This is a genomic window from Rhodococcus sp. NPDC077669 (assembly GCF_040686915.1).
Lineage (GTDB): Bacteria > Actinomycetota > Actinomycetes > Mycobacteriales > Mycobacteriaceae > Rhodococcoides > Rhodococcoides fascians.
Genome location: NZ_JBFBMD010000003.1, coordinates 246,257 through 271,935 on the forward strand (window position 1 = coordinate 246,257; position 25,679 = coordinate 271,935).

The following is a 25,679-nucleotide window of genomic DNA, read 5'->3' on the forward strand; positions in this document are numbered from 1 at the left end:
CATGACCGCAGGTCGTGAGCGTAGGAAAGCGTAAGGAACGCGTTTTCGTTCGCTGGTGGGATCCAAGATCGAGCAATGACCGAATTGCTCTGTCTCACGGTGGCCGCGTTCGTCGCGGTCTACCTGTTCGTCGCTCTTCTCGATCCGGAGAGGTTCTGACGGCGCCATGAATCCTGCTCTGCTTGCCGGTCTTCAGATCGGCATCGTGATCGTCGTGTTGGCGGCGGCGTACGTGCCGCTCGGTGACTACATGGCCCGAGTGTTCGGTTCTACCCACGACACTCGCGTCGAGAGTCTGCTCTATCGGGTGGCCCGGGTGAACTCGTCGTCGGAACAGACCTGGGTCGGCTATTCCACCAGCCTGCTCGGGTTCTCGTTCGCCGGGGTCGTATTCCTGTTCGTACTGCAGCGAATTCAAGGTGTGCTACCGCTGAACGGTGGCCTGTCGGGGGTGAGTCCGGCGATGGCGTTCAACACTGCGGCGTCGTTCGTCACCAACACCAACTGGCAGTCGTACGTTCCCGAGACCACGCTGTCGAATCTGACGCAGCCGCTGGGGCTGGCGGTGCAGAACTTCGTCTCTGCTGCAGTCGGTCTCGCGGTGGCGATCGCCGTCGTGCGCGGCTTCGTTCGGGTGTCGACGGGCGGTGAGCTCGGCAATTTCTGGGTCGACCTCACGCGCGGGACGCTCCGTATTCTGCTGCCGCTCTCCGTGCTCGTCGCGGTGATCATGCTGACTCAGGGCACCGTGATGTCGTTCTCGACCGGCTTCACCTCCACCGGTCTCGATGGGCAGACGGTCACCAATGCGCTTGCGCCCGTTGCCTCACAGGAGGCGATCAAGGAGATCGGCACCAACGGTGGTGGCATTCTGGCGGCCAACTCGGCGCATCCGTTCGAGAACCCGACACCGCTGACCAACATCGTGCAGATCATCTCGTTGCTGCTGATTCCGGTGGCCCTCACTCGTACGTTCGGCACGATGATCGGCAACCGCAAGCAGGGCCTGACTCTGTTGGCGGTGATGGCGACGCTGTGGGCGACGCTGTTGGCGGTGACGTTGTTCGCCGAATCCGGTACCCGTGGAGTGGCAGCAACGGCCGCGGGCGCGATGATGGAAGGCAAGGAAGTTCGCTTCGGCATCCCGGCGTCTGCGCTGTTCGCGGTGTCGACGACCGGAACATCCACCGGCGCAGTCAATTCGGCCCACGACAGTATGTCTGCGCTGGGCGGCGGAGCGGTGTTGCTGAACATGCTGTTCGGCGAGATCGCGCCGGGTGGCGTCGGCACCGGTCTGTACGGATTGCTGGTTCTCGCGGTCATCGCCGTCTTCGTCGGTGGTCTGCTCGTCGGCCGAACTCCGGAATTCCTCGGCAAGAAGCTGGGTCGACGGGCCATCACGATGGCCGCGCTCTCGGTTCTCGTGATGCCGATCCTCGTGCTCGTCGGCACGTCGATCACGGTGATACTCGGATCGACGACGAGCTATCAGGGCAACCCCGGCATCCACGGATTCACCGAGGTGCTCTACGCCTATGCATCGGCATCGAACAACAACGGCAGTGCTTTCGGCGGCCTGACGGTGACGAGCGACTGGTTCCAGATCTCCCTCGGTATCGCGATGCTGCTCGGCCGCTTTCTGCCGATCGTCTTCGTATTGGCCCTGGCCGGTTCGCTCGCGACGACCAAACGCAGCGCGCCCAACGCGGGCACCCTGCCCACCGATGGACCGTTGTTCGGCACGCTGCTGATCGGTACCTCCATCCTGGTCGCGGCCCTCACCTTCTTCCCCGCACTTGCTCTCGGACCCATAGCAGAGGCCATGCAATGAACCTGTCACTGAACACCGCTCTACCCGGCGCGTTCCGCAAACTCGATCCGCGCCACCTGGCCCGCAACCCGGTCATGTTCGTCGTCTTCCTCGGCTCGATCGTCACGACGATCCTGTCGATCGCTCAGCCGTCGGTATTCGCCTGGTTCGTCACCGGCTGGCTGTGGTTCACGGTGCTGTTCGCGAACCTCGCCGAATCCGTCGCCGAAGGCCGCGGCAAGGCGCAGGCAGCCAGCCTGCGAAAGGTGAAGCAAGACACCACTGCTCGACGACGCACGGCGTCGGGTGCCGAGTTCGTGATCACCGAGGTGGCCGGTGCCGAATTGAAGGTCGGCGACGAGGTCGTCGTCTCGGCCGGTGAGGTCATTCCCGGCGACGGCGATGTCATCGAGGGCATTGCAACCGTCGACGAATCCGCCATCACCGGTGAGTCGGCTCCCGTGGTCCGTGAATCCGGCGGCGATCGGTCGGCCGTCACCGGCGGCACCATCGTGCTCTCCGACGAGATCGTCGTGAAAATCACTGCAGCGCAGGGCGAGACGTTCGTGGATCGGATGATCGCCCTCGTCGAGGGCGCGGCGCGGCAGAAGACGCCGAACGAGATCGCCCTGAACATCCTGCTCGCGTCGCTGACCATCGTGTTTCTCTTCGCTGTCGTCGCCATCGGTCCGATGTCGAATTACTCTGGACAGCAACAGGATCCAATCCAGCTGATTGCCCTGCTCGTCTGCCTGATCCCCACGACCATCGGGGCACTGCTCTCGGCCATCGGTATCGCGGGCATGGACCGGTTGGTGCAGCGCAACGTACTGGCAATGTCCGGCCGGGCAGTGGAGGCGGCAGGCGACATCGACACCCTGCTGATGGACAAGACCGGGACCATCACTTTCGGTAACCGCCGCGCCACCGGCCTGCATCCGGCGACGGGCATCGACGCCGCCGAATTGGCTCGCGCCGCTCGGCTGTCGTCGCTGGCCGACGGCACCCCCGAGGGGCGCAGCATCGTCGAACTGGTCGAGCGAGACTTCGAATCCGTCACGGCAGAAGGTGAATCCGAGCGCGGGGAGTTCGTGGCGTTCACGGCGCAAACTCGGATGAGCGGGTTGGATCTACCGGGCATGGAGATCCGCAAGGGTGCAGCGGATTCGGTCTACAGTTGGATTCGCGACGGCGGCGGGACGGCCGATCTGGACGGCACCGTGCACGACATCGCGCAGAACGGCGGCACTCCGCTGGTGGTCGCGGTACGCGAAACCGGTTCTGCTGCTCGCGCTCTCGGTGTCGTCGAACTCTCGGACGTCGTCAAACCCGGCATTGCCGAACGGTTCGCTCAGCTGCGGGCCATGGGCATCCGAACCGTGATGGTCACCGGTGACAATCCGCTGACCGCCAAAGCCATTGCTGCCGAGGCAGGTGTCGACGACTACCTGGCCGAGGCCACTCCCGAGGAAAAGCTCACGCTCATCCGGCAGGAGCAGGAAGGCGGCAGGCTCGTTGCGATGACCGGCGACGGTACCAACGATGCCCCGGCTCTCGCCCAGGCCGACGTCGGCGTCGCGATGAACACCGGCACCTCGGCCGCCAAGGAAGCCGGCAACATGGTCGACCTCGATTCCGATCCGACCAAACTCATCGAGATCGTCGAGATCGGCAAGCAGTTGCTCATCACGCGCGGAGCTCTGACGACGTTCTCGTTGGCCAACGATTTGGCGAAGTACTTCGCGATTCTGCCGGCGATGTTCTCCACCGTCTATCCCCAGCTGGGCGGGCTGAACATCATGCACCTGGCGACCCCGGAATCGGCGATCCTGTCCGCGGTGATCTTCAATGCGCTCGTCATCGTGGCGCTGATTCCGTTGGCACTCAAAGGTGTTCGATACACCCCGGCGTCCGCAGCTGCGTTGCTGCGGCGGAACCTACTGGTCTACGGCGTCGGCGGCGTCATCAGTCCGTTCGTCGGTATCTGGCTCATCGACCTGCTCGTTCGACTCATTCCAGGGATTGGCTGACCATGCGTTTCGTACAGGGATTTCTCCGTCAGGTCGTCGCCGGCTTCGCAGTGCTGCTGGCGCTCACCGTGATCCTCGGCATCGCCTATCCGGCTGTGGTCTGGGGCATCAGCCGCATCGGCACCGACTCCGCCGAGGGGTCACCGCTGCGTGACGCACAGGGCTGCGTCGTCGGCAGCTCGCTGATCGGCGTCGATCCGCAGGTGGCTCCGGGAGAGCCGGATCCGTTCTTCCACACCCGCGTCACGGGCTCGGTATCGGACGACGACGCGTTCGCGCCGGGAGATCCGGCCGCAGCGCTACCGACCAATCAGGGCCCGTCGAGCGAGGTACTCGCGTCGTTCGTCGAACAGCGCCGAGCCGCCATCGAAGCCCGGGAGAACGTCGACCCGTCCACGATTCCGGCCGACGCCGTCACCGGCTCCGGATCCGGTATCGATCCCGATATCAGTCCCGCCTACGCGGCCCTCCAGGTCGCCCGGGTGGCCCAGGTCAACGGAGCGTCGGTCGACGATGTCGAGGCTCTGGTCGACAAGTACACCCGCGGCCCGCAGTACGGTGTACTCGGTGCCGAAGCGGTGAATGTCCCGGAGTTGAACCTGGCACTGCGGGACGCATACCGGCCGGGTGAGGAGACAGGCTGTGGCGGACAGGGGTGAGCTGCGGATCTACCTCGGTGCCGCGCCCGGCGTCGGCAAGACCTTCGCCATGCTCGGCGAAGCTCGTCGGCTGCAGGATCGCGGATGTGACGTGGTCGCGGCCGTCGTGGAAACGCACGGCCGGGCGCGAACCATCGAGGCACTCGAGGGCATCGAAGTTCTGCCGATGGCCACCGTCCGTTACCGAGGAGCCTCGGCGCAGGAACTCGATCTCGACGCGGTCCTGACGCGCCGCCCCGAGGTGGTGCTCGTCGACGAGCTGGCGCACACCAACACTCCGGGCAGCGTCCACGACAAGCGGTGGCAGGACGTCGAAGTGCTGCTCGACGCGGGCATCGATGTCATCTCCACCCTCAACGTGCAGCACCTCGAATCTCTGAACGACGTGGTGCAGCAGATCACCGGTGTTCCGCAGCGAGAGACGGTTCCCGACAGTGTGGTTCGGGCCGCCGACGAAGTCGAGCTGGTCGACATCACACCCGAGGCGCTGCGGAGCAGGCTGCGGCACGGCAACGTCTACGCCGCCGACAAAGTAGACGCCGCGCTGAGCAACTACTTCCGCGGCGGCAACCTGACGGCTCTGCGTGAGCTCGCACTGCTCTGGATCGCCGACCAGGTCGACGCCGCATTGGTGAAATACCGCAAGGACAATCGCATCACCGACACCTGGGAGGCGCGCGAGCGGGTGGTGGTCGCGGTGACGGGCGGCCCCGAGTCGGAAACCCTGCTGCGGCGGGCGAGTCGGATCGCCTCGAAGTCGAGTGCCGAACTGATGGTCCTGCACATCGTGCGCGGAGACGGCCTCATGGGCGTGTCCGCACCGCAGATGGGTTCCGTGCGCAAGCTCGCCGCCGGCCTCGGTGCGAGTGTGCACAGCGTTGTCGGGGACGACGTGCCCACCACTCTGCTCGATTTCGCGCGCGGAGTGAACGCCACGCAGTTGGTGATCGGTACCTCGAGACGGTCACGCGCCGCCCGCATTCTCGACGAGGGTATCGGCGCGGCCGTCGTGCAGAACTCCGGAAAGATCGACGTGCACATGGTCACTCACGCCGAGCAGGCCCGTCGGCGGAGTCTGCAGGTCGATTCGGGGCGTCGACGGGTGATCGCCTGGCTGGCTGCGGTTCTCGTGCCTTGCTTGGCCGCTGCAGTGCTGAGCACGGTCGGTCCGGACTTCGATTCCAGCGGTGAGAGCGCCCTGTTCTTCATGGTGGTGCTGTGTGTGGCTCTGTTGGGAGGTGTTGCACCGGCGGCACTCTCGGCGCTGATCGCAGGATTTCTGCTGAACTATTTCTTCACCACACCCAGATACAGCCTGACGATCGCCGAGCCGGACAACTTCGTCGTGACAGTCGTACTGCTGCTGGTCGCTGTCGCGGTCGCGGCCCTGGTGGATGCGGCCGCTCGGCGGACGCGTCAGGCACGCCGGGCGACGCAGGAAGCCGAACTGTTGACCCTGTTCGCGGGGTCCGTCCTGCGCGGTGCCGATCTGGGTGCGCTGCTAGAGCGCGCACGGGAGACGTATCGGCAGTCCGGCGTCGCATTGTGGGACAACCAGTCCCGATCCATCGTGGGCAGCTCGGGCGAACACCCGCCGACCGATCGCAACGGGGCCGACACCGAGATCGACGCGGGCGATTTCACGTTGCTGCTCGTCGGCGAACGTACCCGCGCCCACGATCGCCGCGTACTGGCAGCCGTGGCCAACCAAGCCGCGGGCATGGTGCGCCAAGCCCGTTTGGCCGAGGAAGCCAGCCGCGCCAACGCACTGGCCGAGGCCGACGCGTTGCGTCGAGCATTGCTCTCGGCCGTCAGCCACGATCTGCGAACGCCGCTGTCGGCGGTCAAGGCAGCCTCGTCGTCGCTGCGCAGCACCGACGTTCAGTTCTCGCCCGAGGACACCGACGAACTGCTCGCCACCATCGACGAGTCGGCCGACCAGTTGACGGCATTGGTGACCAATCTGCTCGACTCCTCGCGGCTGCAAGCCGGTGTGGTGCAACCCAGTCTGCGTCCCGTCTTCGTCGACGACGTACTGGCAGGCGCGCTGGTGGGGGCCGACGAGCGGGTGCGGGTCGAGGTGGGCGACGTCGAAGTGCTTGCCGATCCGGGTCTGCTCGAACGAGTGCTCGCGAACCTGGTGGCCAACAGTGCCCGCTACGCCCCCACCGGCGAGATCACCGTGCGCGCCGCAGTGCACGGTGACATGGCCGCCATCTCCGTCGTCGACCACGGCCCCGGCATCACCGTCGGGGCCGAAGCGACCATGTTCGATGCGTTCCAACGCCTCGGCGACCGTGACAACTCGGTGGGTGTCGGACTCGGCCTGTCGGTGGTGCGAGGATTCGTGCGGGCCATGGGCGGTACCGTCACGGCGTCGGACACCGTCGGCGGAGGGCTGACGATGACGGTCGAGTTGAAGGCGGCGAGCAGGTGAAGGTACGGGCGCTCGTCGTCGACGACGAACCACAGATCGTGCGGGCGCTGCGGATCAATCTGAACGTCCGCGGATTCGAGGTCGTCAGCGCGGCTACGGGTGGGGAAGCACTGCGGGTGGCCGCGAACTTCCACCCGGACATCGTGATTCTGGATCTCGGTCTGCCCGACATCGACGGTATCGACGTCATAGCAGGTCTGCGCGGATGGACCGATGTGCCGATTCTGGTGCTCTCGGCGCGCACCGACTCGGCCGACACCGTCGAGGCACTCGATGCCGGAGCGGACGACTTCGTGACCAAGCCGTTCGGCATGGACGAGCTGCTGGCGCGACTCCGCGCGGCCCTGCGCCGCGGTCCGCAATCGGTGGCGGATCCCATCGTCGAGACTGCGGACTTCACCGTCGACCTCGCCGCCAAAACCGTTGTTCGACAGGGTGAGAACGTGCACCTGACGCGCACCGAATGGGGCGTCCTCGAACTGCTCGTCCGCAACGAGGGGAAACTGGTGTCGCAGAAGGAGATTCTGCGTACCGTGTGGGGACCCGGGCACGAACGCGAAACGCATTATCTGCGAATCTATCTCGGCCAACTACGCCAGAAGTTGGAACGAGACCCAGCGGCACCGGTGCATCTGATCACCGAAACCGGCATGGGCTATCGATTCGTGAGCTGAGCGCTACCCGCGCCCGCACCTATCCACCCAATACCTCACCTTCGCGGCGTGGGTCCGCTCCGCCGATCCAGCCACCGTCGGTGCGTTGCAGCGCGCTCAGCCCGCTCGACTGGTCGGCAACCGAGACCTGGTGGCCCTTCTCGCGCAGCGTCTTCACGACCGGATCGTTCTCTCCAGTCACGTTGGGATGTTCGCCGCCGTAGTTGGTGGACGGGGTGTTGGCCGCTCCGAAGTCGACCATCGACACCGCCTGCTGCGGGTCCATTCCCCAATCGAGCAGTCCTACGAGTGTTTTGACGACGAACTGGATGATCACCGACCCGCCGGGTGAGCCCGCGACGAGAACGAGATCTCCGCGTGTGCCGTCGTCGCCGCGGTCGAACACCAGGGTCGGGGCCATCGAACTGCGCGGGCGCTTGCCTGGCTCGACACGGTTGGCCATGGGAGTTCCGTCCTCGGCCACCGGCGTGGCGGAGAAGTCGGTGAGCTGATTGTTGAGCAGGAAGCCGTCGACCATGTGGAACGAGCCGAAAGCCGACTCGACGGTCGTCGTCATCGAGGCTGCGTTGCCCTCGCCGTCGACGATGGAGATGTGGCTGGTGCCGTGCTCGGGATCGGTGGACGAGGCGAACTGCACCGGTCCGAAGTCGCCCGGTTTCGCGGTACCCATCGACTTGCCTTCGTCGATCAGTCCTGCTCTGCTGCTGAGGTACTCGGGGGCGAGCAGGGTGTCGGGCGAGCCGCCGGGTAGGGGTACGAAATCCGGATCGGCGACGTACTTGTCGCGATCGGCGTACGCCAGTCGCTCGGCCTCGGAGATCAGGTGCACGGCCTCGGCGGTCGGCTTGCCGCCGTTGGCGTCCATGTCCGTCGGGGCGTACTGCGCCAGATCGAAGTTCGACAGAATGCCCATCGTCGACGCCACCGCGATGCCGCCGGAGGACGGCCCCGGCATTCCGCAGATGTCGTGATCGCCGTACGGCGTGCACACTGCGGTACGGGTCTTCGGCTCGTAGCCGGCGAGGTCGTCCACCGTGATCTGCCCCGGGGTACGGCCGGCGGTGGTATCTGCTGTCGCGTCGACGATCGCCTGGGCAATGTCGCCGGTGTAGAAGGCATCGGCACCGTCGGTTGCGATGGCGGACAACGTCTTCGACATCGCCGGATTGTTCAGCACCGTGCCGGCAGGCTTACCGGTTCCGTCGGGCTGCAGGAAGTAGTCCTTCGACGCCGGGTCGAGTGCGAGCTTCGGTGCCGAGTCCGCGATGGACGAGGCCATGCGCGGGCTGATCTCGATTCCGTTGTCGGCGAGCTCGATCGCGGGTCGGAACAGATCCCCCCACGGCTTGTCACCGTGATCCTCGTGCGCCTGCTCGAGCATGCGCACAACACCCGGCACGCCGATCGATCGGCCACTGGACCGCGCATCGGGTTGCGGCACAGTGCGGTTGACGTCGTCGATGTACCGCAGGTAGTCGCCGGTGGCACTCATCGGCGCGGTCTCGCGGCCGTCGTAGCTCTGCACCTCGCCCGACGCGGCGTCGTAGTACATCAGAAAAGCGCCGCCGCCGATTCCCGACGACTGGGGTTCGACGAGCCCGAGCACGGTCTGCGCCACGATGAGGGCGTCGGCCGCGGTGCCGCCGTCGCGTAATACCTCGCATGCGGCCTCCGTGGAGACCGGGTTGGCGGTGGAGACCGAGTACGACGGCGTCTCCACCGGAGTCATGCTCGACCGATATCCGGTCGCCACTTCCGGATTGGTGGAGATGTCACCCGAGCCGGTGCTCGGGGTCTTTCCTACCGGGGTGCCGCCACTGGCACCGAGTACGCAACTGTCCGCCGCGGCGGTGTCGGTACCGGCGTCGTCGCTACTGCTGCACGCGACGAGCGGCACCAGCAGGAGAGCACAGGCGAGGGCGGTGTAGCGAACAGGGCGCATTCCGGTTGCAGACACCGCTCGACGCTAACACCGTGGTCACCGTTGCTGCGCGGATTCGAGAAGCCAATGCGCGATGGGGGCGGGCCTGCCGTACAGATAGCCCTGCGCGAAACGGCAGTCGAGTTGCTCGATGATCGCGGCCTGTTCCTCGGTCTCGACCCCCTCGGCGACGGTCGTCACGGAAAGCGCGGACGCCATGGCGGTGATGGCGCGAATCAGCTGGACGTCGGAATCGGAGACGCCGATCTCGTGGACGAAGGACTTGTCGATCTTGAGCAGCGCAATCGGCATCTTGCGCAACCGGTTCAGCGAGGAGTAGCCGATACCGAAATCGTCGAGGACGATGAGTACGCCCATGGCGGCGAGCCGATCGAGCACGGTCTTCGCTGCGCCGACGTCGTCGATCAGAACACTTTCGGTGATCTCGAGCGCCAGGTCCGCACCGGCGACGCCGAAGGTATCGAGCACCCGTTGGACGATGCCCGGCAGCGAGTCGTCGCGCAACTGCATCGGCGAGACGTTGACCGACATGGTGACGTCCTGCCCGTTCGCGCGCAGTGTCACCAGATCGGAGATCGCGGTGCGCAGTACCCACTCACCGATCTCCTCGATGAGATTGGTCGATTCGGCGATCGGGATGAACTCGTTCGGCGTCCGTACTCGGCCCTGCCAGTTCCAGCGCACGAGCGCCTCGTAGACAACGGTCTTGCGGGACTTCGTCGCGACGATCGGTTGGTAGTAGACCTCGAGTTCTCCGCGCCGGATCGCGCCGCGAAGTGCGGTGGCGGTCTCGATCGCCGATGTTGCTCGCGCACGCAAGGACTCGTCGAAGAACGCGTAGCGAGACGCCCCGAGAGATTTCGCGTGATACATCGCGGTGTCGGCCTCGCGGATGGCGTCGTGCAGTCGTTCGGCGTCGGCGATGCCCACCGAGGCCGAGACGTAGGCGGTGGCAGCACTGAGCGGGAACGGCTCGCTCAGTCGCTCGATGATGCGGCGCGCCAACAGTTCCGAACCGGAACGGTCGCGGCGGGTGAGCACCACGAACTCGTCGCCGGCATACCGAACGACGGTGTCGGCGGCACCGACGGCCGCGCGGATGCGACGTGCCGCGGCGACGATCAACTCGTCTCCGACGCGGTGGCCGTACGAATCGTTGACCATCTTGAAGTTGTCGAGGTCGACGAACAGAGTGCAGGTGCGTCCGGGTCGCTGAGCGCGTTCGTGTCGGGCGTACTCCGCGTCGAGCGTCGTGCGGTTCGGCAGTCCGGTGAGCAGGTCGTGTGCCGCGAGGTAGCGGGCATGCTCTTCGCCGGTCTGCACTCGGGCCAGGGCGCGTTCGCCGCGGAGGAAAGCACCGACCAGGATCGAGGCGAGCAACAGCGAGCGGACGATCAGGTCGCCGGTGGAGACCGCCGAACCGAGCAGCGGCACGGTCGCGCAGACCACCAACATCAACACCACGAAGACCACCCGACGGCTGCTGTGGGCGGGTGCGGGGGTCTGCCGGTGCGACACCGTGCGCATCGACGGGTCGAGCGCTGCCATCGCCAGCGACAGGTACGCGAACAGGTAGATGCCGTCGAGCAACCCCGAGGACGGAGCGTCGTCGGTCGTCGCCGCGAAGGCGTAGGACACGTCGCCGACGAACGTCGCCACCAGGGCGAGCAGCGCCCAGAACAGCGCGGCGGAGCGGGGTTTCGAGGAGAAGAGCAGATATGTCGTCAACGTGATCAGCGCCGCGTCGATCGCCGGATAGATCCCGTTCACCACCGTCGACACGGACGAACGCGGCAGGTCGAGGGCCGCAGAGATCAGCAGCAACCACGACAGGAACAGCGTGCCGAGGAAAATCAGGCCTGCATCGACTAGTGGGGTGATGTCGTCGATCGATCGGCGGTCTCGGATCCACCGAGACAGGGCGTATCCCACCAGGGCGTACCCGGTGAGAGTGAACAGATCCGGGAGCAGCGAGAACGATCGATCCAGCGCGTTCGGGTCGCTGCGAAACGAGACTCCGAACATGAACAGCACCGAGGCTCCGAACAGAGCCCACCAGCATCGGGCGTCGGTCGGGCGGTAGCGACGAATTGCCGCACTGATCGCCACGACCGATCCCACGGCGACGACGGCCAGAACGCCGGCACGCACGTCGGCACTGCCCTGGACGAACACCGTCACCGCGATGACGGCCACCGCAGCCAGGAACGCGGTCCGCACCGATGGCACGGCGAATGGCGCAGCGGCCTTCGCATTCATCGAAGGACCCCACTTCCCCTCGCTGTGCGGCGCTCGCACCTTCTCCGCTGACGCCTTCATCGGTGAATATACGTCTTTGCCAGCAAAAACGGTGATCAGGGTCACTATTTGACCCCGAACAAACTTCGACTCCACCGACCCTCGACGCAGAGTCGTCAACCGAGGGTTGACGACGGACTGGCGTCAACCTAGAGTTGACGTATGACCGAATCGACGAAGATCACCAACCCAGTCCGACTCGACGACCTGATCGCCGCCATCGAGAAGGTGCACACCGACGCACTCGATCAACTCTCCGACGCGGTGATCGCCGCCGATGCGCTCGGCGACATCGCCGACCATCTGATCGGCCACTTCGTGGATCGAGCGCGTCGGTCCGGTGCGTCCTGGACTGCCATCGGCGCGTCCATGGGCGTCAGCAAGCAGGCGGTACAGAAGCGCTTCGTGGCCAAGGGTGGCGACGACCCGGCCGAACTCGACGCCAGTCAGGGCTTCTCGCGCTTCACTCCACGCGCACGAAATGTGGTGGTGGGGGCCCAGAACGAGGCCCGGGCGACGAGCAACGATCACATCACCACCGGCCATCTGATCCTCGGCCTGCTCGGTGAGCCCGAGGGCTTCGCCGCGAAGCTACTGGGTGCGCAGGGGCTCACCGATGGGCAGATCCGTACCGCGGTGACGGCGACGCTGCCCGAACCGGCCGATCCCCTGCCGGCGCTGATCCCCTTCGACGCCGGTGCCCAGAAGGCACTGGAATTGACCTTCCGTGAAGCGCTTCGGTTGGGGCACAACTACATCGGCACCGAGCACATCCTGTTGGCGCTGCTCGAGAACGAGGATGCCACCCTGGCCGAACTCGGGGTTCGCAAAGACGCCATCGAGAGCGGATTGGCAACCGCGCTGGGAAGCTGATGTCCGACGTCAGGAGGCCATTGCTTCGGCCCGTTCCACGGCGAACCGTACGTCCTCCTCGATGAGGTCACCGTTGATCGCGGCACCGGCCTTCACGCCTGCCGCCGACGCCGCGACGACGGTGTCCATGGGTGCCGCCACGTTGCCGGCCACCCACACCCCCGGCACGGACGTCGCGCCGACCGGGTCGGCCTCGATGTAGGTGCCCAAGACGTGACCGTTCATCACCATCTCGGTCGTCTCGAGTCCCAATGACTCGAGAACGTCTGCGCGGGAAGTGAAGTTGGGGCCGACGACCACGGCGTCGAGCGCGACGGCGACGCCGTTCGCCAACGTGACGCCGACGATGGCGTCGTTCTCGACGTCGACTCGCGTGATCTCTTCTTCGACCACGACGATCCCGCGGGCGCGCATCCGCACCAGCTCTTCGGGGCTCAATTCCGTTGCGGTGTGGGTGAATACGGTGACGTTCTCGGACAGTTGACGCCACATCTGAGCCTGATGTCCGGACATGACGCTGCCGATGATGCCGATCGCCCGGTCTCGGACTTCCCATCCGTGGCAGTACGGGCAGTGCAGTACGTCGCGGCCCCAGCGCTCGGCGAGCCCGGGGATGCTGGGAAGAATGTCGGTGAGACCGGTGGTGACCAGGAGGCGACGGCCTCGAACGACGGTCCCGGCGGCGAGGGACACCTCGAACCCGGAGTCGGTCCGCGCAGCCGAGGTCGCGTTGCCGTGGACGATGCGGACGCCGTAGTGCTCGGCCTCGATACGGCCGAGGCGAACGAGCTCGAGCGGAGATTCGCCGTCGCGCGTCAGGTAGTTGTGGGAATGGGCGGCCGGAGCGTTACGCGGATCGCCGGCGTCGACGATCGCCACGGATCGGCGGGAGCGTCCGAGGGCCACGGCGGCGCTGAGCCCCGCGACTCCGCCGCCGACGATGATCGCGTCGACGGGGACATTCTCGACGGGGGCTGGGTGTGCGTTGTCTGAAGTCATATCTGCATTGTGCGGACAGGGCTGCATGGTTGGCAAGAAATATTGCTAGAACAGCAACTTGTCGAAGACGAAAATACCGCTGCTCCGACTCGCGCACACAAAACGAGGTAGCTGCCCTGTTTGTCCCCGCGTCGGCCGAACCGCCGGTAGCCATCGGTGGCAGTAAGCGCGGATCTACCGCTTGAACAGGCCGTTCGGGTGCGGTCTACTGATCGGCAGGAAGAATTTGGGGGCGCAATGGGGAATTTCGAAATTGGGGATACGGTCGTCGCAGTCAGAAATCTGGGACGCGTGCGTTGGCGAAGCGGCATTCCCAAGGGAACCGTGGGGATCGTCGTAGGCATCGACTGGCTCGGCGACGCCCGAGTGGACTTCACCGCCGACCCGTCGATGCGAGGGCGCGGAGAAGCGGTGGAGCACATCGTGGCCGACGGTGACGTCCGGACGGTGCGGTCAGCGCCTCGCCGCTTGTTCGGCTAGCTGCCGTCGGTTCGCTCGTCGTCGGTGGCTGGGCCAGTTTCGATGGCCCCGCCCTCGCTGGACCAGTCGTTGGTGTCTGCATCCGCAGCCGGGTCGGACTGCACGTCCTTGTCGGCGTCGGGGGCAGAGTTCTCGTCGTGCTTCGGATCAGTCATGTGTGCGGTGTACCCGTGCGGTGCCGGACGAACCGTCGGCACCGCACGGATGGCTAACTGCCGGTCCTACAGTCCGAAGGGCAGCGTTCCCGGTGCCAGCTCGAAGCCGCTGCTACCAGCAGAAATGGAGCCGAAGCCGGCCAGGATCGCGTTGATGAAGTTGGTGATCATGCGATGTTCCTTTCCTTCGATGTGTAGACGTACTCGTGGGACAACCCGGTCGAGGTTACCGGCCGCGGTAGCGTCGAGCCTGTGAGGAACCCTGGGATCTACGTCGGGATTGCTGTTGCCGTGAGTCTGCTGGCGGCGTGTTCTTCGCCCAGTGCACCCGACGCCGACGTCCCGGACGCCCCGGCCTCGGCCTCACTGAACTATGTGGCGCTGGGTGATTCGGCGGCGTCGGGGCCACGTATCCCGGAGCAGGTGGGCGTACCGGGTTGTGAGCAGTCCGACTCGAACTACCCGCACGTCGTCGCGGCTCAGCTCGAGGTCGCGTCGTTCGTCGATGTCACGTGCGGCGGGGCCGTGACCGAGAACCTCGTCTCGACGCCCCAGAGCACCTCCAGCGGGGATCAGCCCGTCCAACTCGACGCGGTGACGCCCGAGACCGATCTGGTCACGGTGACGATCGGTGGCAACGACATCGGGCTCGTCTCGACCGCGGTGGGTTGCCTGACGTTCGCGAATTCCTCGACAGGCAACGTCTGCAAGGACCGGCTCACCGCCGGCGGTGTCGACACCGTCGGCGCCGCCATCGCGGACAAGGCTCCGGGTTGGGGCGCGATGCTCGACGCGGTGGCCGAGCGTGCGCCCGACGCGCGGATCCTCGTCGTCGGATACGGAACGTATCTCCCCGACGGTGGCTGCTTCCCCACTCAGCCGGTTCTCCCCGAGGACGCCGACTACATCCAGAGCAGCATCACCGCCATGAACCAGGCGCTGAAGACACAGGCCGAGGAGCACGGGGCCGAGTTCGTCGACACCGAGGCGCTCAGCGTCGGCCACGATGTCTGTGCGGCAGTCGATCAGCGGTACTTCGAGGGCGTCATCCCGGAGAACCCCGCTGCGCCACTGCACCCGACGGCAGCCGGCATGGCCGCAATCGGTGACGAGGTCGCCTCGATCGTGCGAAGCGAATAGGTGTCCACGGGAAGGTAACTGGCTCTACCCGGGCGTTCGACTATCGGGAAGTGTCGACCGTATGGTCTCGTGGTCTGCAGTATTCGGCGTGTTCGCCGTCGCCCTCGTGTTGGTTCTGACACCGGGTCCCAACATGATCTACCTCGTCTCGCGCAGCATTTCGCAAGGCAGGCGGGCGGGAATGGTGTCCCTCGTAGGTGTGGCTGTCGGCTTTCTGGTCTATCTGACGGCCACCAATCTCGGCCTGGCAGCGGTGTTCACGGCCGTGCCCGCGTTGTACATCGCGGTCAAGCTCGCCGGCGCGGTCTACCTCGGTTGGCTTGCCGTGCAGGCGCTACGCGGAACGGCCTCCGCCTTCGAGGCGACTGCGCTGCAACAGGATTCGAACCGTCGACTGTTCACGATGGGTCTGGTGACCAACCTGCTGAACCCGAAGATCGCGATCATGTACATCTCCGTGATTCCGCAATTCGTCGATCCTGCGGCCGGCCGCCTTCTGCTGCAGGGCTTCACACTCGGCGGCGCACAGATCGCCGTAGCGGTGGTGATCAATCTGGTGATCGTGGTTCTGGCCGGATCGATCGCCCGATTCCTCGCCGTCCGGCCCACCTGGCTGAAGATGCAGCGCTACCTCATGGGCACCGTGCTCGGGCTACTGGCGGTCCGTGTCGCCACCGACGGCAGCAGGCCCGTTCCCGCGTGAGCTGTACACGCGCCAACCGCCGAATTCGGTGATGTCGGTGCCCTTCTCGGCCGCATCGTGGGCGCAGCAGAACCCGGTGACCCAGCGTCCGTCCGACAACTCGACCGGACCGAGGCCCATCGGCGCGGGCAACCCGGCGAGGAAGGTGCCGAGCGCGGCAGCGGACATCCGGTACAGCTCTCCGGCAATGGGTGCGCCGTGCCCTTCCCGCCGCACCAGACCGGGCTTGGGCGGTGTGGTGTGCAGATCCACGAGTCGGTAGTCCGCAGATGTGGTCACCTCGCCGCTGAACCGTGCGCCCCGATCGGTCAGCTGGCTGTGCACCGGGAACCCGCGTAGGTGTGCCCCTACGGCCAGCACCTCGATGCCGTCGTCGATCAACGAGGGTGACGGCGCTTCGCTCAGCCGAGCAGCGAGGTCGATGGCGATCTGATCCTCGAACGCAGGCACGACGAACATCACTCCGAACGGGTTGTCCTCGGGCGTCGGGGCACCGGGGACGGCCACCGCAGCCATGTCGAGCAGGTTGCAGAAGTTGGTGAACGTGCCGAGGCGTCGGTTGATGCCGACCGGATCTGCCTGCACTGCAGCGATACTCGGGTGCTCGGTGGTGGTGGGCAGCAGCAGACCGTCGACATCGCGCAGCAGTTCACGGGCAGCAGTCTTGGCCTGGGTGAGTGTGCCCAGATCGTCCACGTAACGGTGCGCGGACGGGCCGGCTGCAGAGCGGACGATGGCAGCGACCGTGGGATCGGCACCGTCCGGAGCGGTGTCGAGAAATTGTCCGACGGCCGAATAGCGCTGCGCCACAATGGCTCCGTCGTACAGCAGTGTAGCCGCATCGAGCAGCCCCGAGATATCGACCTCGATGTGGGTGAAGCCCTTGTCGGCCAGGCCTGCGACCGTCTCCTCGAATGCCCGACGGTATGCCGGGCTCAGCGATACCAGATCCGCGGCACGCGGAACGGCGACCCGGGGTTCCGGCGACGCGGCCAGTCGTACGTCGGCGGGCCAGGCCCGGCTGCGTGGATCGGTGGTGGTCGGACCGGTCATGACTTGGATTGCTGCCGTGGCACTGTCGAGATCGTGGGCCAGAACGGTGACGCAGTCGTAGTCGGCGCAGGCGGGAACGACGCCGGTGTTCGGCACGATCCCCAGTGTCGCCTTGATGCCGACGAGTCCGTGGAACGCGGCGGGGACTCGCCCGGATCCGGCTGTGTCGGTGCCGATTCCGATGTCCGCGATCCCCAGTGCCACCGCCACTGCCGAGCCGGAACTGGACCCGCCCGAGACCAGCGTGGGGTCCCAGGCGCAGCGCACTGCTCCGTAGGGGCTGCGGGTGCCGACCAGTCCGGTGGCGAACTGGTCCAGGTTGGTCTTGCCGAGTATCAGAGCGCCCTGGCTCGTCAATCGCTCGATGGCGACGGCGGAGATTGCTGGTGTGTAGGCGAATTCGGGGCACGCCGCAGTAGTGGGCAGACCGGCGACGTCAATATTGTCCTTGACGGCAACCAGCACGCCGGCGAGCGGCAGATCTGCACCGGCCGCGAGCGCCTCGTCCAGCGACACCGCCTCGGCCAGTACGTCGTCCTCGTCGCGCAGGGTGATCCACACCTCGGGTCGGTCGACCTCCGCTATTCGCTTGTAGGCCTGCAGAACTCGTTCTCGTACCTCAGGCAGCATCGATCTTGCCTCTCTTGTCGAATTCTCCGGCTGCCGACCACGCGTCCCGCTCGGCCCCGAAGGCCACGGCCTGAGTCGCGCGGAACTCCGCGATGGACTCGGCGTTGGACTCGAGGAAGTTCTCGTGCTCGGCGAGCGAGAACTCACCGTCGGTGATCTCGACTCCACCGCCTCGGCCTGCAGCGAGATCGGCGCGCAGGTCCATCAGCTCCTCGGGTTCGACCGAGTACCAGGAGATTCGGTCGAAGAACCGCAACAGCCACGGGGTTCCTTCCTCGAACGGGCCTCCGCTGTACGTGGCACTGTGGTTCCACACCTGCGTGGTTCGGCCGACGAACTGGTATCCGCCGGGACCCTCCATGCCGTAGATGCAGAGGTATGCCCCGCCGATGCCGACGGCATTCTCCGGCGTCCACGTGCGTGCCGGGTTGTACTTCGTCGTCACTAGACGGTGCCGAGGATCGAGTGGAGTCGCCACCGGGGCACCCAGGTAGACGTCACCGAGTCCGAGCACCATGTAGTCAGCAGCGAAGACCGTGTCGAAAACTTCTGCGACGGAACCGAGTCCGTTCATCCGCCGGATGAACTCGATGTTCCAGGGACACCACGGGGCGTCGGCGCGCACACCGTGCATGTATCGCTGGGTCGCTTCCCTGGTCGACGGGTCGTCCCACGAGAGCGGGAGCCGAACCTGACGGCTGGGGACCACGAGCTCCGAGGCTGCGGGCAGATCGTCCTCCACCTCGGCGAGCAGTCCCATCAGCGAATCGATCGACAGCACATCGGGATTCACCTTGACCTGCAGTGAGCGGATGCCGGGGGTCAGATCCAGCAGGCCTCGGGGCGCGATGGCCTCGACGCGCTGATGCAGCGCGTGCACCCGTGCTCGCAGGGTGAGGTCGAGCTTCATGTCGCCGTATTCGACGAGCACGTTGTCGTCACCAGATCGCCGGTAGGTGACGCACGTATCGGCGTCGCGCCGAGCGATGACGCCGTCGTCCCCGTCGCCGCCGGCGGAGAAGACTGCGGGCAGTGATGCGCGCCGTGCGAGGCCGAGCGATCCCAGCGGCGCGGTGGCTGCAGCCCGGACCGGCACGAATCGGATGGTGTCGCCGGGACGAAGTTGGCCGAGCTTCCAGCGTTCGGCCGCGACAACGGTGACAGGACAGACGAATCCGCCGAGACTGGGTCCGTCGGGGCCGAGCAGGATCGGGGTGTCGCCGGTGAAGTCCAAGGCACCGACGCTGTAGGCGTTGTCGTGGATGTTCGACGGGTGCAACCCCGCCTCGCCGCCGTCGGCGCGAGCCCACTGCGGCTTGGGTCCGATCAGCCGAACTCCGGTGCGATCGGAATTGAAATGCACCTCGTAACGGGTGGCGTACAGGGTGTCGATGTCGTCGCGGGTGAAGAACTCGGGTGCTCCGTGTGGGCCTTCGGTGACGGCGATGTCCCAGTTGGACGTGAGCACCGGCAGGTGTTCCATCGGGATCGGTCCGAGGACGGCGGAGTTGTCGGAGCGGCCGGCCAGTCCGATGATGTCTCCCTCGCCCAGGATGCCGCCGCGATGTCCGCCGAACTTGCCGAGCGTGAATGTCGCTGCGCTGCCGAGGTAGTCGTCGACGTCGAGGCCGCCCTGGATCAGGACATACACCCGCAGACCGTGTCCGGTGGTGGTACCCACGTCCAATGTTGCTCCGGCAGGTACCAGAACCGGTTTCCACTGCGCGGCCGATCGGCCGTCGATGCGCACCGGAACGGAGGCGCCGGTCACACAGACGTAGGTATCGGCGTCGAACGTCAATGCCGGCCCGGCCATGGTCGATTCGAGTCCCGGTGCACCCTCGGGATTGCCGAGCGCGGTGTTGCCGAGCCGGAACGACAGATCGTCCATCGGACCCGACGGCGGCACGCCCACCTTCCAATATCCGACGCGTCCCGGCCAGTCCTGGACCGTCGTGATCATGCCGGGCCGCTGCACGGTCATCTTGGCGGCCTTACTGTTCACAGCGGTCATGATCGCGTCACGATCATCTGCACCGCGGTTGGGTCGAACCCGTTGCAGGGGTTGTTGATCTGCGGGCAGTTCGAGACCAACACCAGGGTGTCGATCTCTGCGCGCAGCGAGAGCGTCTTGCCGGGGGCCGACAGACCGTCGACGATGCCGAGGGTGCCGTCGGCGTCGACGGGGACGTTCATGAAGAAGTTGATGTTGGGGGCCAGATCTCGCTTGCCGAGTCCCCACTTGGAACCCTCGATGAGGAAATTCTCGACGCACGCGTGCTGGTGTTGGGTGTGATGGCCGTAGCGCAGGGTGTTCGATTCCTTGGAGCACGCACCGCCGACGGTGTCGTGGTTGCCGACCTCATCGTCGATGATCGTCATCAGAGGTGTCGAATCATCGCTGCGAAGAACGGTTCTGGTGGTCAGGAACAGGTTCTGTTGCGCGGTGACGGTCGCGGCCGCGGAGTATCGCAGTGAGTGATCGTGTGCGGCGTACAGCAGGGTGTCCACGGCCTGATTGCCGTAGAGGTCGACGATGGTCAGGACGTCGCCGGCCTCGACGATTGCCGACCAGGGGCCGAACGCGGGAGCGATCTCGTCTCTCACTGTCACCGTGTTCACTGTGCTGGTAGTCATTGCGCTGCCTTCCATGCGTTTTCGGTGTTCTGCACTGCTCGTTGGTATTCCGGCTCGGTGTTGTCGAGTGTGAGCAGCTCTTCCGGTGCGTGCCAGGCCAGTACGTCGAGTGTCGTCGTGTCGTACTCGGGACTGGGGTTCAGTGGGTGAGCGGTGTTGGCGAGCAACACGATCACCGGCAGGTGGATCAGCAGATCCACCGAGCGGCCCGGTCCGGCCGAGCCGGTGCTGACGAGGCTCCCGTCCGCGTCGACGGTGACGCCGTGGAAGAACGACAGCGATGGTCCGACGTCACGCGGCTCGAGTCCGTGCTTGGCCGCGGCAAGGGTGAACAGCTCGCGTCCGGCCGGAGCGGACGAATGCGGTCCGCTCACTCCGTATTTGGCGATGTTCGTCGCCGTGGACGTGGTGCTGCACAGCGCGTCGTGGTGACCGGAGGAGTCGGCCACGATCGTCGCCAGCACGCGGCCCTGATCCGAGAGCAGAGGGTGGCCCGCGCTCAGGTACGCCTGCCACGGAACCTTGACGGTGTCGGCGGTGTTGAGGCGCTCCCACGGTGCGTCGACGCGATAGAGCAGCAGGTTGGCGCAGGCGGCGCCGTCGACGTCGACGAGGCGCAAGCGGGTTCCGCGAGCCAGAACCTTCGTGGTGTAGCTGCCGCCGGGCACCGATTCTGCCCACGTCAGTTCCGACACGCCCTCCGGTGCGGTGGGGGCCGGTGCGAGGGTCGCCTGCGACCGCGCGTGTTCCTTGGCCGAATGGGTGGTTGCTGTGCTCATGGTGGTTCAGGCTCCGATCGTGACGGGCTTCGGGTGGGCTTTGCCGCGGGGCAGGCAGGCGATGCCCACGACGATCACTGCGAGGACGGTCAGGGGTGCGGCCCAGCGCAGCAGAGGGAATTCGCCGGTGGGGTCGAAGATTTCGGCTCGTGGCCACGATAGGTTGACCACCATGAGCCCGCCGTAGAGAACTGCGGCGATGTTGACCGGCAGGCCGAGGCGGCCGAGGGTGAAGAGCTTCTCGCCGTCGGCGTCCTTCTGCACTCCGCCGTGCGGCCAGCCTTTGAGTCGCTGGATCAGCAGCGGGACGGTCACCATCATGTAGGCGAGGTAGATGAGCACGATACAGACGCTCGACAGGGTCGTGAAGATCGCGGAGTTCCCGACGTTGACGGCGAGGATGGCTACGCAGGCGAGGCCGATCAGCACCGAGGGTGCGATGGGAGTTCCGGTGCGCGAGTTGACCTTGGCCAGTGCAGCGGATGCCGGCAGTCGTCCGTCACGGGCCATGGAGAACATCAACCGGGAGGCTGCGGTCTGGATGGCGAGGGTGCAGATGAACACGGCGATGGCGACGTCGACGAGCAGGACCTTGCCCCACGGCGAGGTGAGAATCGAATCGATGACGTACGGAAGTCCCTGCGTCGCAAGCTGACCGTCGGTGAGGCTGGGTGCCGCCATCAGTGCGCCGACGATCATCAGGCCACCGCCGAGTGCCGATGCCGAGAGGGCGAGGCGAATGGTGCGCGGTGCGACGCGTCGGGGATTGCGGGTTTCCTCGGCAAGTTCGCCCGCCGAGCCGAAGCCGACCATGACGTAGGCGGCCATCAGACCCGAGACGATCCAGGCCCCGATGTAGCCGGGATCTGCTCCGGCACTGCCGGTATCGAACACCACCTGCGGGCCGCGCTCGGCGTGAGTGAAGAAGACCAGCACGAGGGCGATGACACCGACGATCTCGCAGGTGACTCCGATGCTGTTGATGCGCGACATCCAGTTCACGCCGATGCAGTTGATGGTGGTCGTGAGTACCAGCAGAATCGATCCCAGCACAACGGCATTGGCTGCTCCGCTCGACGAGGTCAGCGCGGTGTCCTCACCGATGAACTGGAATCCGCCCCAGATGCTGGGCAGCACCACCTGCAACGCGATTGCGGCGGCGGAGGCGGTGACGATCTGCGCGATGATCATGAACCACCCGGCGAACCACCCGACCAGTTCACCGCCCATGCGCCGGGACCAGTGGTAGATGGCCCCCGAGATGGGATAGCGCGCGGCGAGTTCGGCGAAGTTCAAGGCGACCATGAACTGGCCGAGGAACACCAGCGGCCAGGTGAGGAAGAAGGCCGGGCCGCCGAAGCTGAAGCCGAGGCCGAAGAGCTGGAAGATGGTGGTGAGGATAGAGACGAACGAGAAGCCGGCGGCGAACGACGCGTACTTGCCGAGGCTACGGTGCAGCTGCTGGTCGTACCCGAGGGCAGCAAGATCCGAATGGTCCGTCGTACGAACCGGTTCCGATCCCGCGCCGGGGGCCGGCAATGTTGTCGAGCTCATGTTCACTCCTACGGGCGAGGTGGGTGGTGAGTGACCGCCCGCTGCATCGCCGAGGCGGGTTTCTGTCAGTTGATAGTTTTCGGCACCGCCGTTCCCGGGCGGTGTCCGTCGTGAAACAAGCTCGTTTCGTCTATTTCGATCAGATGACAGAAATCTCACCGTCACGTGGACCTGACAAGATGCAGTCATGACCGGCGCAGGCAGACCACGGCTGAGCACAAAGAAGCGGGCAGGGGACACCGCTCGCGAGGAAATACTCGACGCCTCGGCTGAGCTGTTCACCACTCGCGGTTTCACCAACACCTCGACCCGCGTCATCGCCGACGCCGTCGGACTGCGTCAGGCCTCGCTCTATCACCACTTCGCCACCAAGGACGACATCCTCGACGCACTTCTCAGTGGCACCGTCGACGCGCCGTTGGCCGTTGCGCAGCGAATCCGCGATTCCGGAGCCGAGGCCCCGACCCAGATGTATGCGCTCGCCTATTTCGACGCCGGGCAGCTGGCTGCGTCCACCTGGAATCTGGGTGCGCTCTATCTGCTGCCCGAGTTGCGCAGTGAGCGTTTCGAGGCCTTTCGAGACCACCGCTACACACTGATGAGCCTGTATGCCGCCATCGCGTCGGACACGCTGGTTCAGCTCGGTTCCGAGCGTCGGCCGGGCACCGAGGACCTGCCGTTTCGCCTGGTGGAGACCGTGGTCAACGCGCGAGCGGATCGCGAGAACGGACGCCGCGACCCGACGGTGGATGCGGCGGGGATTGCCGAGGCCGCCCTGCGGGTGCTCGGCTGGACCGCGGATGTCACCGCGTTGCACGAGAGTGCGGAAGCCCTGCTCGAGACGGTCGTCGGAATAGTCGAGGATTCTCGCTCCTTGCATTCGACATGACATCGATAGCAATAGTCGGAGCAGGTGCAGGTCTCGGAGCAGCAGTGGCGCGTAAGTTCGGAGCGCAGGGCTTCTCGGTCGGCCTTATCTCCCGCAACCGGTCCCGTGTCGACGCACTCGCTGATCAGCTCGCTGCCGAGGGCGTATCCGCCAAGGGATTCGTCGCCGACGCGCGCGACCCGGCCTCCATCGCCGCTGCCTTGGAGCAGGTCACCGAAACACTCGGCCCCATCGAGGTGCTGCAGTACAGCCCGCTTCCGCAAAAGGACTTCATGCGGCCCGTGCTCGAGACCACCCCGGCCGACATGGTCGGACCGGTCGAGTTCTCCATCTACGGACCCATCGCCGCCGTTCATCAGGTGCTGCCGGGAATGCGCTTCCTCGGCAAGAACAAGGGCACCATCCTGTTCGTCAACGGCGGCTCCGCCGTGAAGCCCGGTCGTACCGTCACCGGCACATCCATCGCGTTCGCAGGTCAGGCCGCCTATGCGCAGCTGCTCAACGAGGAGTTGGCCGCGGAGGGAATCCAGTTGTCGCAGTTGATCATCGGTGGTGCCATCGACGGCACCGATCCGAAGAAGAGCCCGGAGGCTCTCGCCGAGCAGCTGTGGAGCCTGCACACCGAGCGCGACAGGTTCCGGGTTCAGGTCGCCACGGACTGACTAGGCTTGCCGGCATGACATCGTTGCCCGACTGGGCTCAGAGCCTGGACCTTGCACCCCACCCGGAGGGTGGATGGTTCAAGGAGACCTGGCGCAGCGAGGTCACGATTCCACAGGCAGCTCTGCCCGACGGTTATCCCGGCCCGCGCGCGGCAGGGACGGCAATCCTGTTCCTGCTCATGCCGGGTCAACAGTCGGCGTGGCACACCGTCCGTGGCACCGAGATGTGGCTGTATCACCGCGGTAGTCCGGTGCAGCTCGACCTGGGCAGTGATGGAACCCAGCCGGGCGAGGTGACCACGCTGCTGGTTGCACCCGAGTCTCCGCAGCAGATCGTGCCACCGTCGGTGTGGCAGCGGGCGCGGCCGGTGGGCGGCGAGCCGAGCTTGGTCAGTTGCATCGTCACCCCGGGATTCGATTTCGAGGACTTCCGGCTCGAGGACTCCCATGGGTAGGAAGCGTGAGTCCGCCGGAGGGCTGAAGCCTGGCCTCTTCGAAATCGACTCGGGCACCTGCGAACTGGTGCGCGATACGTTCTCCGACGACGGCTGGGTCGTCAACGTCAACGACGTCCCGAGCTCGCACATCGACATGAACGACCCGACCGTGCTCGAGTTCGAGTACATGCGGTGGATCTCGGGACTGGTTCGGGCGCAGTGGGATTCGACCTTCCCGCTGCGGGCGCTGCATCTCGGGGGCGGGGCGTGCACGCTGGCGCGCTCGTTCACCGCCGAGTTCCCCGGTGCACGTCAGGTGGTGGTGGAGCTCGACGGGAAGCTCTCGGAGCTGGTTCGTGAATGGTTCGACCTACCGCGGGCACCGCTGCTGCGTATCCGCGTCGGCGAGGCACGGGCCGTCACCGAGACGCTGAGCGAGAACAGCCGAGACCTCATCGTGCGAGATGTGTTCGCCGGAGCCACAACTCCGACCCCGCTGCTCACCGCCGAGTTCACCGAGCATGTTCGACGCGTTCTCTCGCCCGCCGGCATGTACGTCGTCAACTGCGGTGATCGACGCGATCTCTCGCTCGCGAAGCAGGAGGCGTCGACCGTCGGAAGTATCTTTCCGCACACGGCTATCGTCGCCGATCCTGCGATGCTCAAGGGCAGGCGCTACGGCAACATCATCATTGCCGGCAGTGACGTCCCGATCGGAGACTCCCCGGCTCTGGCGCGGGAGCTTCTCGGCGGAGCAGTTCCGGCGCATGTGTGGTTGACCGACGAGGTCACGACTTTCGCGCGTGATGCAAAGGTGTTGCGGGATTGAAGTACTGGG

Annotated in this window: 23 protein-coding genes; 14 read left to right on the forward strand and 9 right to left on the reverse strand. The window is 65.7% G+C overall.

From position 1 onward, the window contains the following. The first annotated feature begins 75 nt into the window (after window positions 1–75). From AB0P23_RS05660 to AB0P23_RS05685, 6 genes are read left to right on the forward strand one after another with little or no spacing between them, the layout of a single operon-like run. Window positions 76–159, forward strand: a complete 84-nt coding sequence (locus AB0P23_RS05660; protein WP_072691966.1) for a potassium-transporting ATPase subunit F — start codon at window positions 76–78, stop codon at window positions 157–159. A gap of 7 nt (window positions 160–166) precedes the next feature. Then, window positions 167–1,831: a potassium-transporting ATPase subunit KdpA gene (gene kdpA, locus AB0P23_RS05665; protein ID WP_363796988.1), complete on the forward strand. Its 1,665-nt coding sequence runs from the start codon at window positions 167–169 to the stop codon at window positions 1,829–1,831. Further along, window positions 1,828–3,840, forward strand: coding sequence for a potassium-transporting ATPase subunit KdpB (gene kdpB / locus AB0P23_RS05670; RefSeq protein WP_363796989.1), 2,013 nt, complete (start codon window positions 1,828–1,830; stop codon window positions 3,838–3,840). The genes kdpA and kdpB overlap by 4 nt, the downstream gene beginning before the upstream one ends. A gap of 2 nt (window positions 3,841–3,842) precedes the next feature. Next, window positions 3,843–4,499, forward strand: a complete 657-nt coding sequence (locus tag AB0P23_RS05675; RefSeq protein WP_363796991.1) for a potassium-transporting ATPase subunit C — start codon at window positions 3,843–3,845, stop codon at window positions 4,497–4,499. Further along, a complete protein-coding gene (locus AB0P23_RS05680) occupies window positions 4,483–6,936 on the forward strand; it encodes a sensor histidine kinase KdpD (RefSeq protein WP_363796993.1) in 2,454 nt (817 codons plus the stop codon). The genes AB0P23_RS05675 and AB0P23_RS05680 overlap by 17 nt, the downstream gene beginning before the upstream one ends. After that, a complete protein-coding gene (locus AB0P23_RS05685; RefSeq protein WP_032367717.1) occupies window positions 6,933–7,610 on the forward strand; it encodes a response regulator in 678 nt (225 codons plus the stop codon). Before AB0P23_RS05680 ends, AB0P23_RS05685 begins: the two co-directional genes overlap by 4 nt. Before the next feature lie 19 nt (window positions 7,611–7,629). On the opposite strand, the gene AB0P23_RS05690 is transcribed toward AB0P23_RS05685, so the two are convergent. Both AB0P23_RS05690 and AB0P23_RS05695 read right to left on the reverse strand, forming a co-directional pair. Then, complete coding sequence (locus AB0P23_RS05690; protein ID WP_363797064.1) at window positions 7,630–9,552, reverse strand: gamma-glutamyltransferase family protein; 1,923 nt, start codon at window positions 9,550–9,552, stop codon at window positions 7,630–7,632. A 36-nt stretch (window positions 9,553–9,588) separates the two neighbouring features. Beyond that, on the reverse strand, window positions 9,589–11,811 hold the full coding sequence (locus tag AB0P23_RS05695; protein WP_032373617.1) for a bifunctional diguanylate cyclase/phosphodiesterase: 2,223 nt from the start codon (window positions 11,809–11,811) through the stop codon (window positions 9,589–9,591). Window positions 11,812–12,012: 201 nt separating this feature from the next. Here AB0P23_RS05695 and AB0P23_RS05700 point away from each other — a divergent pair, with 201 nt between their 5' ends. After that, on the forward strand, window positions 12,013–12,723 hold the full coding sequence (locus AB0P23_RS05700) for a Clp protease N-terminal domain-containing protein (protein WP_196249528.1): 711 nt from the start codon (window positions 12,013–12,015) through the stop codon (window positions 12,721–12,723). 9 nt (window positions 12,724–12,732) lie between these two features. Here AB0P23_RS05700 and AB0P23_RS05705 read toward each other — a convergent pair whose 3' ends face one another. Then, complete coding sequence (locus tag AB0P23_RS05705; RefSeq protein WP_032373619.1) at window positions 12,733–13,722, reverse strand: NAD(P)/FAD-dependent oxidoreductase; 990 nt, start codon at window positions 13,720–13,722, stop codon at window positions 12,733–12,735. A gap of 291 nt (window positions 13,723–14,013) precedes the next feature. Between AB0P23_RS05705 and AB0P23_RS05710 the strand changes: the two genes are divergently transcribed. Beyond that, on the forward strand, window positions 14,014–14,202 hold the full coding sequence (locus AB0P23_RS05710; protein ID WP_230595184.1) for a hypothetical protein: 189 nt from the start codon (window positions 14,014–14,016) through the stop codon (window positions 14,200–14,202). Here the strand turns inward: AB0P23_RS05710 and AB0P23_RS05715 are convergent. Beyond that, window positions 14,199–14,357 carry a hypothetical protein gene (locus tag AB0P23_RS05715; RefSeq protein ID WP_167328122.1) on the reverse strand — a complete coding sequence of 53 codons (159 nt, stop codon included), beginning with the start codon at window positions 14,355–14,357 and terminating at the stop codon, window positions 14,199–14,201. The two genes, AB0P23_RS05710 and AB0P23_RS05715, sit on opposite strands and share 4 nt — an antisense overlap. Before the next feature lie 252 nt (window positions 14,358–14,609). On the opposite strand from AB0P23_RS05715, the gene AB0P23_RS05720 reads away from it, so the two are divergent. Together AB0P23_RS05720 and AB0P23_RS05725 are read left to right on the forward strand one after the other, a co-directional pair. Beyond that, entirely contained in the window at window positions 14,610–15,497 is an 888-nt protein-coding gene (locus tag AB0P23_RS05720) for an SGNH/GDSL hydrolase family protein (protein ID WP_363796996.1), read from the forward strand. Between the two features lie 61 nt (window positions 15,498–15,558). Next, window positions 15,559–16,200 (forward strand): LysE family translocator, encoded by a 642-nt coding sequence (locus AB0P23_RS05725; RefSeq protein WP_363796998.1) that lies wholly within the window; start codon window positions 15,559–15,561, stop codon window positions 16,198–16,200. Here AB0P23_RS05725 and atzF read toward each other — a convergent pair. The 5 genes from atzF to AB0P23_RS05750 are packed head-to-tail and all read right to left on the reverse strand — an operon-like array spanning window position 16,150 to window position 22,853. Further along, on the reverse strand, window positions 16,150–17,883 hold the full coding sequence (atzF, locus tag AB0P23_RS05730) for an allophanate hydrolase (protein WP_363797000.1): 1,734 nt from the start codon (window positions 17,881–17,883) through the stop codon (window positions 16,150–16,152). The genes AB0P23_RS05725 and atzF overlap by 51 nt on opposite strands. After that, window positions 17,873–19,897 carry a 5-oxoprolinase/urea amidolyase family protein gene (locus tag AB0P23_RS05735; protein WP_363797001.1) on the reverse strand — a complete coding sequence of 675 codons (2,025 nt, stop codon included), beginning with the start codon at window positions 19,895–19,897 and terminating at the stop codon, window positions 17,873–17,875. The genes atzF and AB0P23_RS05735 overlap by 11 nt, the downstream gene beginning before the upstream one ends. Next, window positions 19,894–20,520 carry an urea amidolyase associated protein UAAP2 gene (locus AB0P23_RS05740; RefSeq protein WP_032373482.1) on the reverse strand — a complete coding sequence of 209 codons (627 nt, stop codon included), beginning with the start codon at window positions 20,518–20,520 and terminating at the stop codon, window positions 19,894–19,896. The genes AB0P23_RS05735 and AB0P23_RS05740 overlap by 4 nt, the downstream gene beginning before the upstream one ends. Beyond that, window positions 20,517–21,299, reverse strand: coding sequence for an urea amidolyase associated protein UAAP1 (locus AB0P23_RS05745; RefSeq protein WP_363797004.1), 783 nt, complete (start codon window positions 21,297–21,299; stop codon window positions 20,517–20,519). The genes AB0P23_RS05740 and AB0P23_RS05745 overlap by 4 nt, the downstream gene beginning before the upstream one ends. 6 nt (window positions 21,300–21,305) lie before the next feature. Next, the gene (locus AB0P23_RS05750; RefSeq protein WP_363797005.1) at window positions 21,306–22,853 is read right to left on the reverse strand and encodes an amino acid permease; all 1,548 of its coding nucleotides are present in this window, start codon (window positions 22,851–22,853) and stop codon (window positions 21,306–21,308) included. Window positions 22,854–23,040: 187 nt separating this feature from the next. Between AB0P23_RS05750 and AB0P23_RS05755 the strand changes: the two genes are divergently transcribed. From AB0P23_RS05755 to AB0P23_RS05770, 4 genes are read left to right on the forward strand one after another with little or no spacing between them, the layout of a single operon-like run. Then, window positions 23,041–23,742 carry a TetR/AcrR family transcriptional regulator gene (locus tag AB0P23_RS05755; protein ID WP_363797007.1) on the forward strand — a complete coding sequence of 234 codons (702 nt, stop codon included), beginning with the start codon at window positions 23,041–23,043 and terminating at the stop codon, window positions 23,740–23,742. Next, window positions 23,739–24,404: an SDR family NAD(P)-dependent oxidoreductase gene (locus tag AB0P23_RS05760; RefSeq protein WP_363797009.1), complete on the forward strand. Its 666-nt coding sequence runs from the start codon at window positions 23,739–23,741 to the stop codon at window positions 24,402–24,404. Before AB0P23_RS05755 ends, AB0P23_RS05760 begins: the two co-directional genes overlap by 4 nt. Window positions 24,405–24,418: 14 nt before the next feature. Then, complete coding sequence (locus AB0P23_RS05765) at window positions 24,419–24,859, forward strand: cupin domain-containing protein (RefSeq protein WP_222097400.1); 441 nt, start codon at window positions 24,419–24,421, stop codon at window positions 24,857–24,859. After that, on the forward strand, window positions 24,852–25,670 hold the full coding sequence (locus AB0P23_RS05770; RefSeq protein ID WP_222097399.1) for a fused MFS/spermidine synthase: 819 nt from the start codon (window positions 24,852–24,854) through the stop codon (window positions 25,668–25,670). Before AB0P23_RS05765 ends, AB0P23_RS05770 begins: the two co-directional genes overlap by 8 nt. The last annotated feature ends 9 nt before the right edge of the window (window positions 25,671–25,679 follow it).

Bases quoted from the DNA above. Each gene is read 5' to 3' on its own strand.
- AB0P23_RS05660 (WP_072691966.1), top strand. From the start codon at position 76: ATGACCGAATTGCTCTGTCTCACGGTGGCCGCGTTCGTCGCGGTCTAC.
- kdpA (WP_363796988.1), top strand. From the start codon at position 167: ATGAATCCTGCTCTGCTTGCCGGTCTTCAGATCGGCATCGTGATCGTC.
- kdpB (WP_363796989.1), top strand. From the start codon at position 1,828: ATGAACCTGTCACTGAACACCGCTCTACCCGGCGCGTTCCGCAAACTC.
- AB0P23_RS05675 (WP_363796991.1), top strand. From the start codon at position 3,843: ATGCGTTTCGTACAGGGATTTCTCCGTCAGGTCGTCGCCGGCTTCGCA.
- AB0P23_RS05690 (WP_363797064.1), bottom strand. From the start codon at position 9,552: ATGCGCCCTGTTCGCTACACCGCCCTCGCCTGTGCTCTCCTGCTGGTG.
- AB0P23_RS05695 (WP_032373617.1), bottom strand. From the start codon at position 11,811: ATGAATGCGAAGGCCGCTGCGCCATTCGCCGTGCCATCGGTGCGGACC.
- AB0P23_RS05700 (WP_196249528.1), top strand. From the start codon at position 12,013: ATGACCGAATCGACGAAGATCACCAACCCAGTCCGACTCGACGACCTG.
- AB0P23_RS05705 (WP_032373619.1), bottom strand. From the start codon at position 13,722: ATGACTTCAGACAACGCACACCCAGCCCCCGTCGAGAATGTCCCCGTC.
- AB0P23_RS05715 (WP_167328122.1), bottom strand. From the start codon at position 14,357: ATGACTGATCCGAAGCACGACGAGAACTCTGCCCCCGACGCCGACAAG.
- AB0P23_RS05725 (WP_363796998.1), top strand. From the start codon at position 15,559: ATGGTCTCGTGGTCTGCAGTATTCGGCGTGTTCGCCGTCGCCCTCGTG.
- atzF (WP_363797000.1), bottom strand. From the start codon at position 17,883: ATGCTGCCTGAGGTACGAGAACGAGTTCTGCAGGCCTACAAGCGAATA.
- AB0P23_RS05735 (WP_363797001.1), bottom strand. From the start codon at position 19,897: ATGACCGCTGTGAACAGTAAGGCCGCCAAGATGACCGTGCAGCGGCCC.
- AB0P23_RS05740 (WP_032373482.1), bottom strand. From the start codon at position 20,520: ATGACTACCAGCACAGTGAACACGGTGACAGTGAGAGACGAGATCGCT.
- AB0P23_RS05745 (WP_363797004.1), bottom strand. From the start codon at position 21,299: ATGAGCACAGCAACCACCCATTCGGCCAAGGAACACGCGCGGTCGCAG.
- AB0P23_RS05750 (WP_363797005.1), bottom strand. From the start codon at position 22,853: ATGAGCTCGACAACATTGCCGGCCCCCGGCGCGGGATCGGAACCGGTT.
- AB0P23_RS05755 (WP_363797007.1), top strand. From the start codon at position 23,041: ATGACCGGCGCAGGCAGACCACGGCTGAGCACAAAGAAGCGGGCAGGG.
- AB0P23_RS05760 (WP_363797009.1), top strand. From the start codon at position 23,739: ATGACATCGATAGCAATAGTCGGAGCAGGTGCAGGTCTCGGAGCAGCA.
- AB0P23_RS05765 (WP_222097400.1), top strand. From the start codon at position 24,419: ATGACATCGTTGCCCGACTGGGCTCAGAGCCTGGACCTTGCACCCCAC.
- AB0P23_RS05770 (WP_222097399.1), top strand. From the start codon at position 24,852: ATGGGTAGGAAGCGTGAGTCCGCCGGAGGGCTGAAGCCTGGCCTCTTC.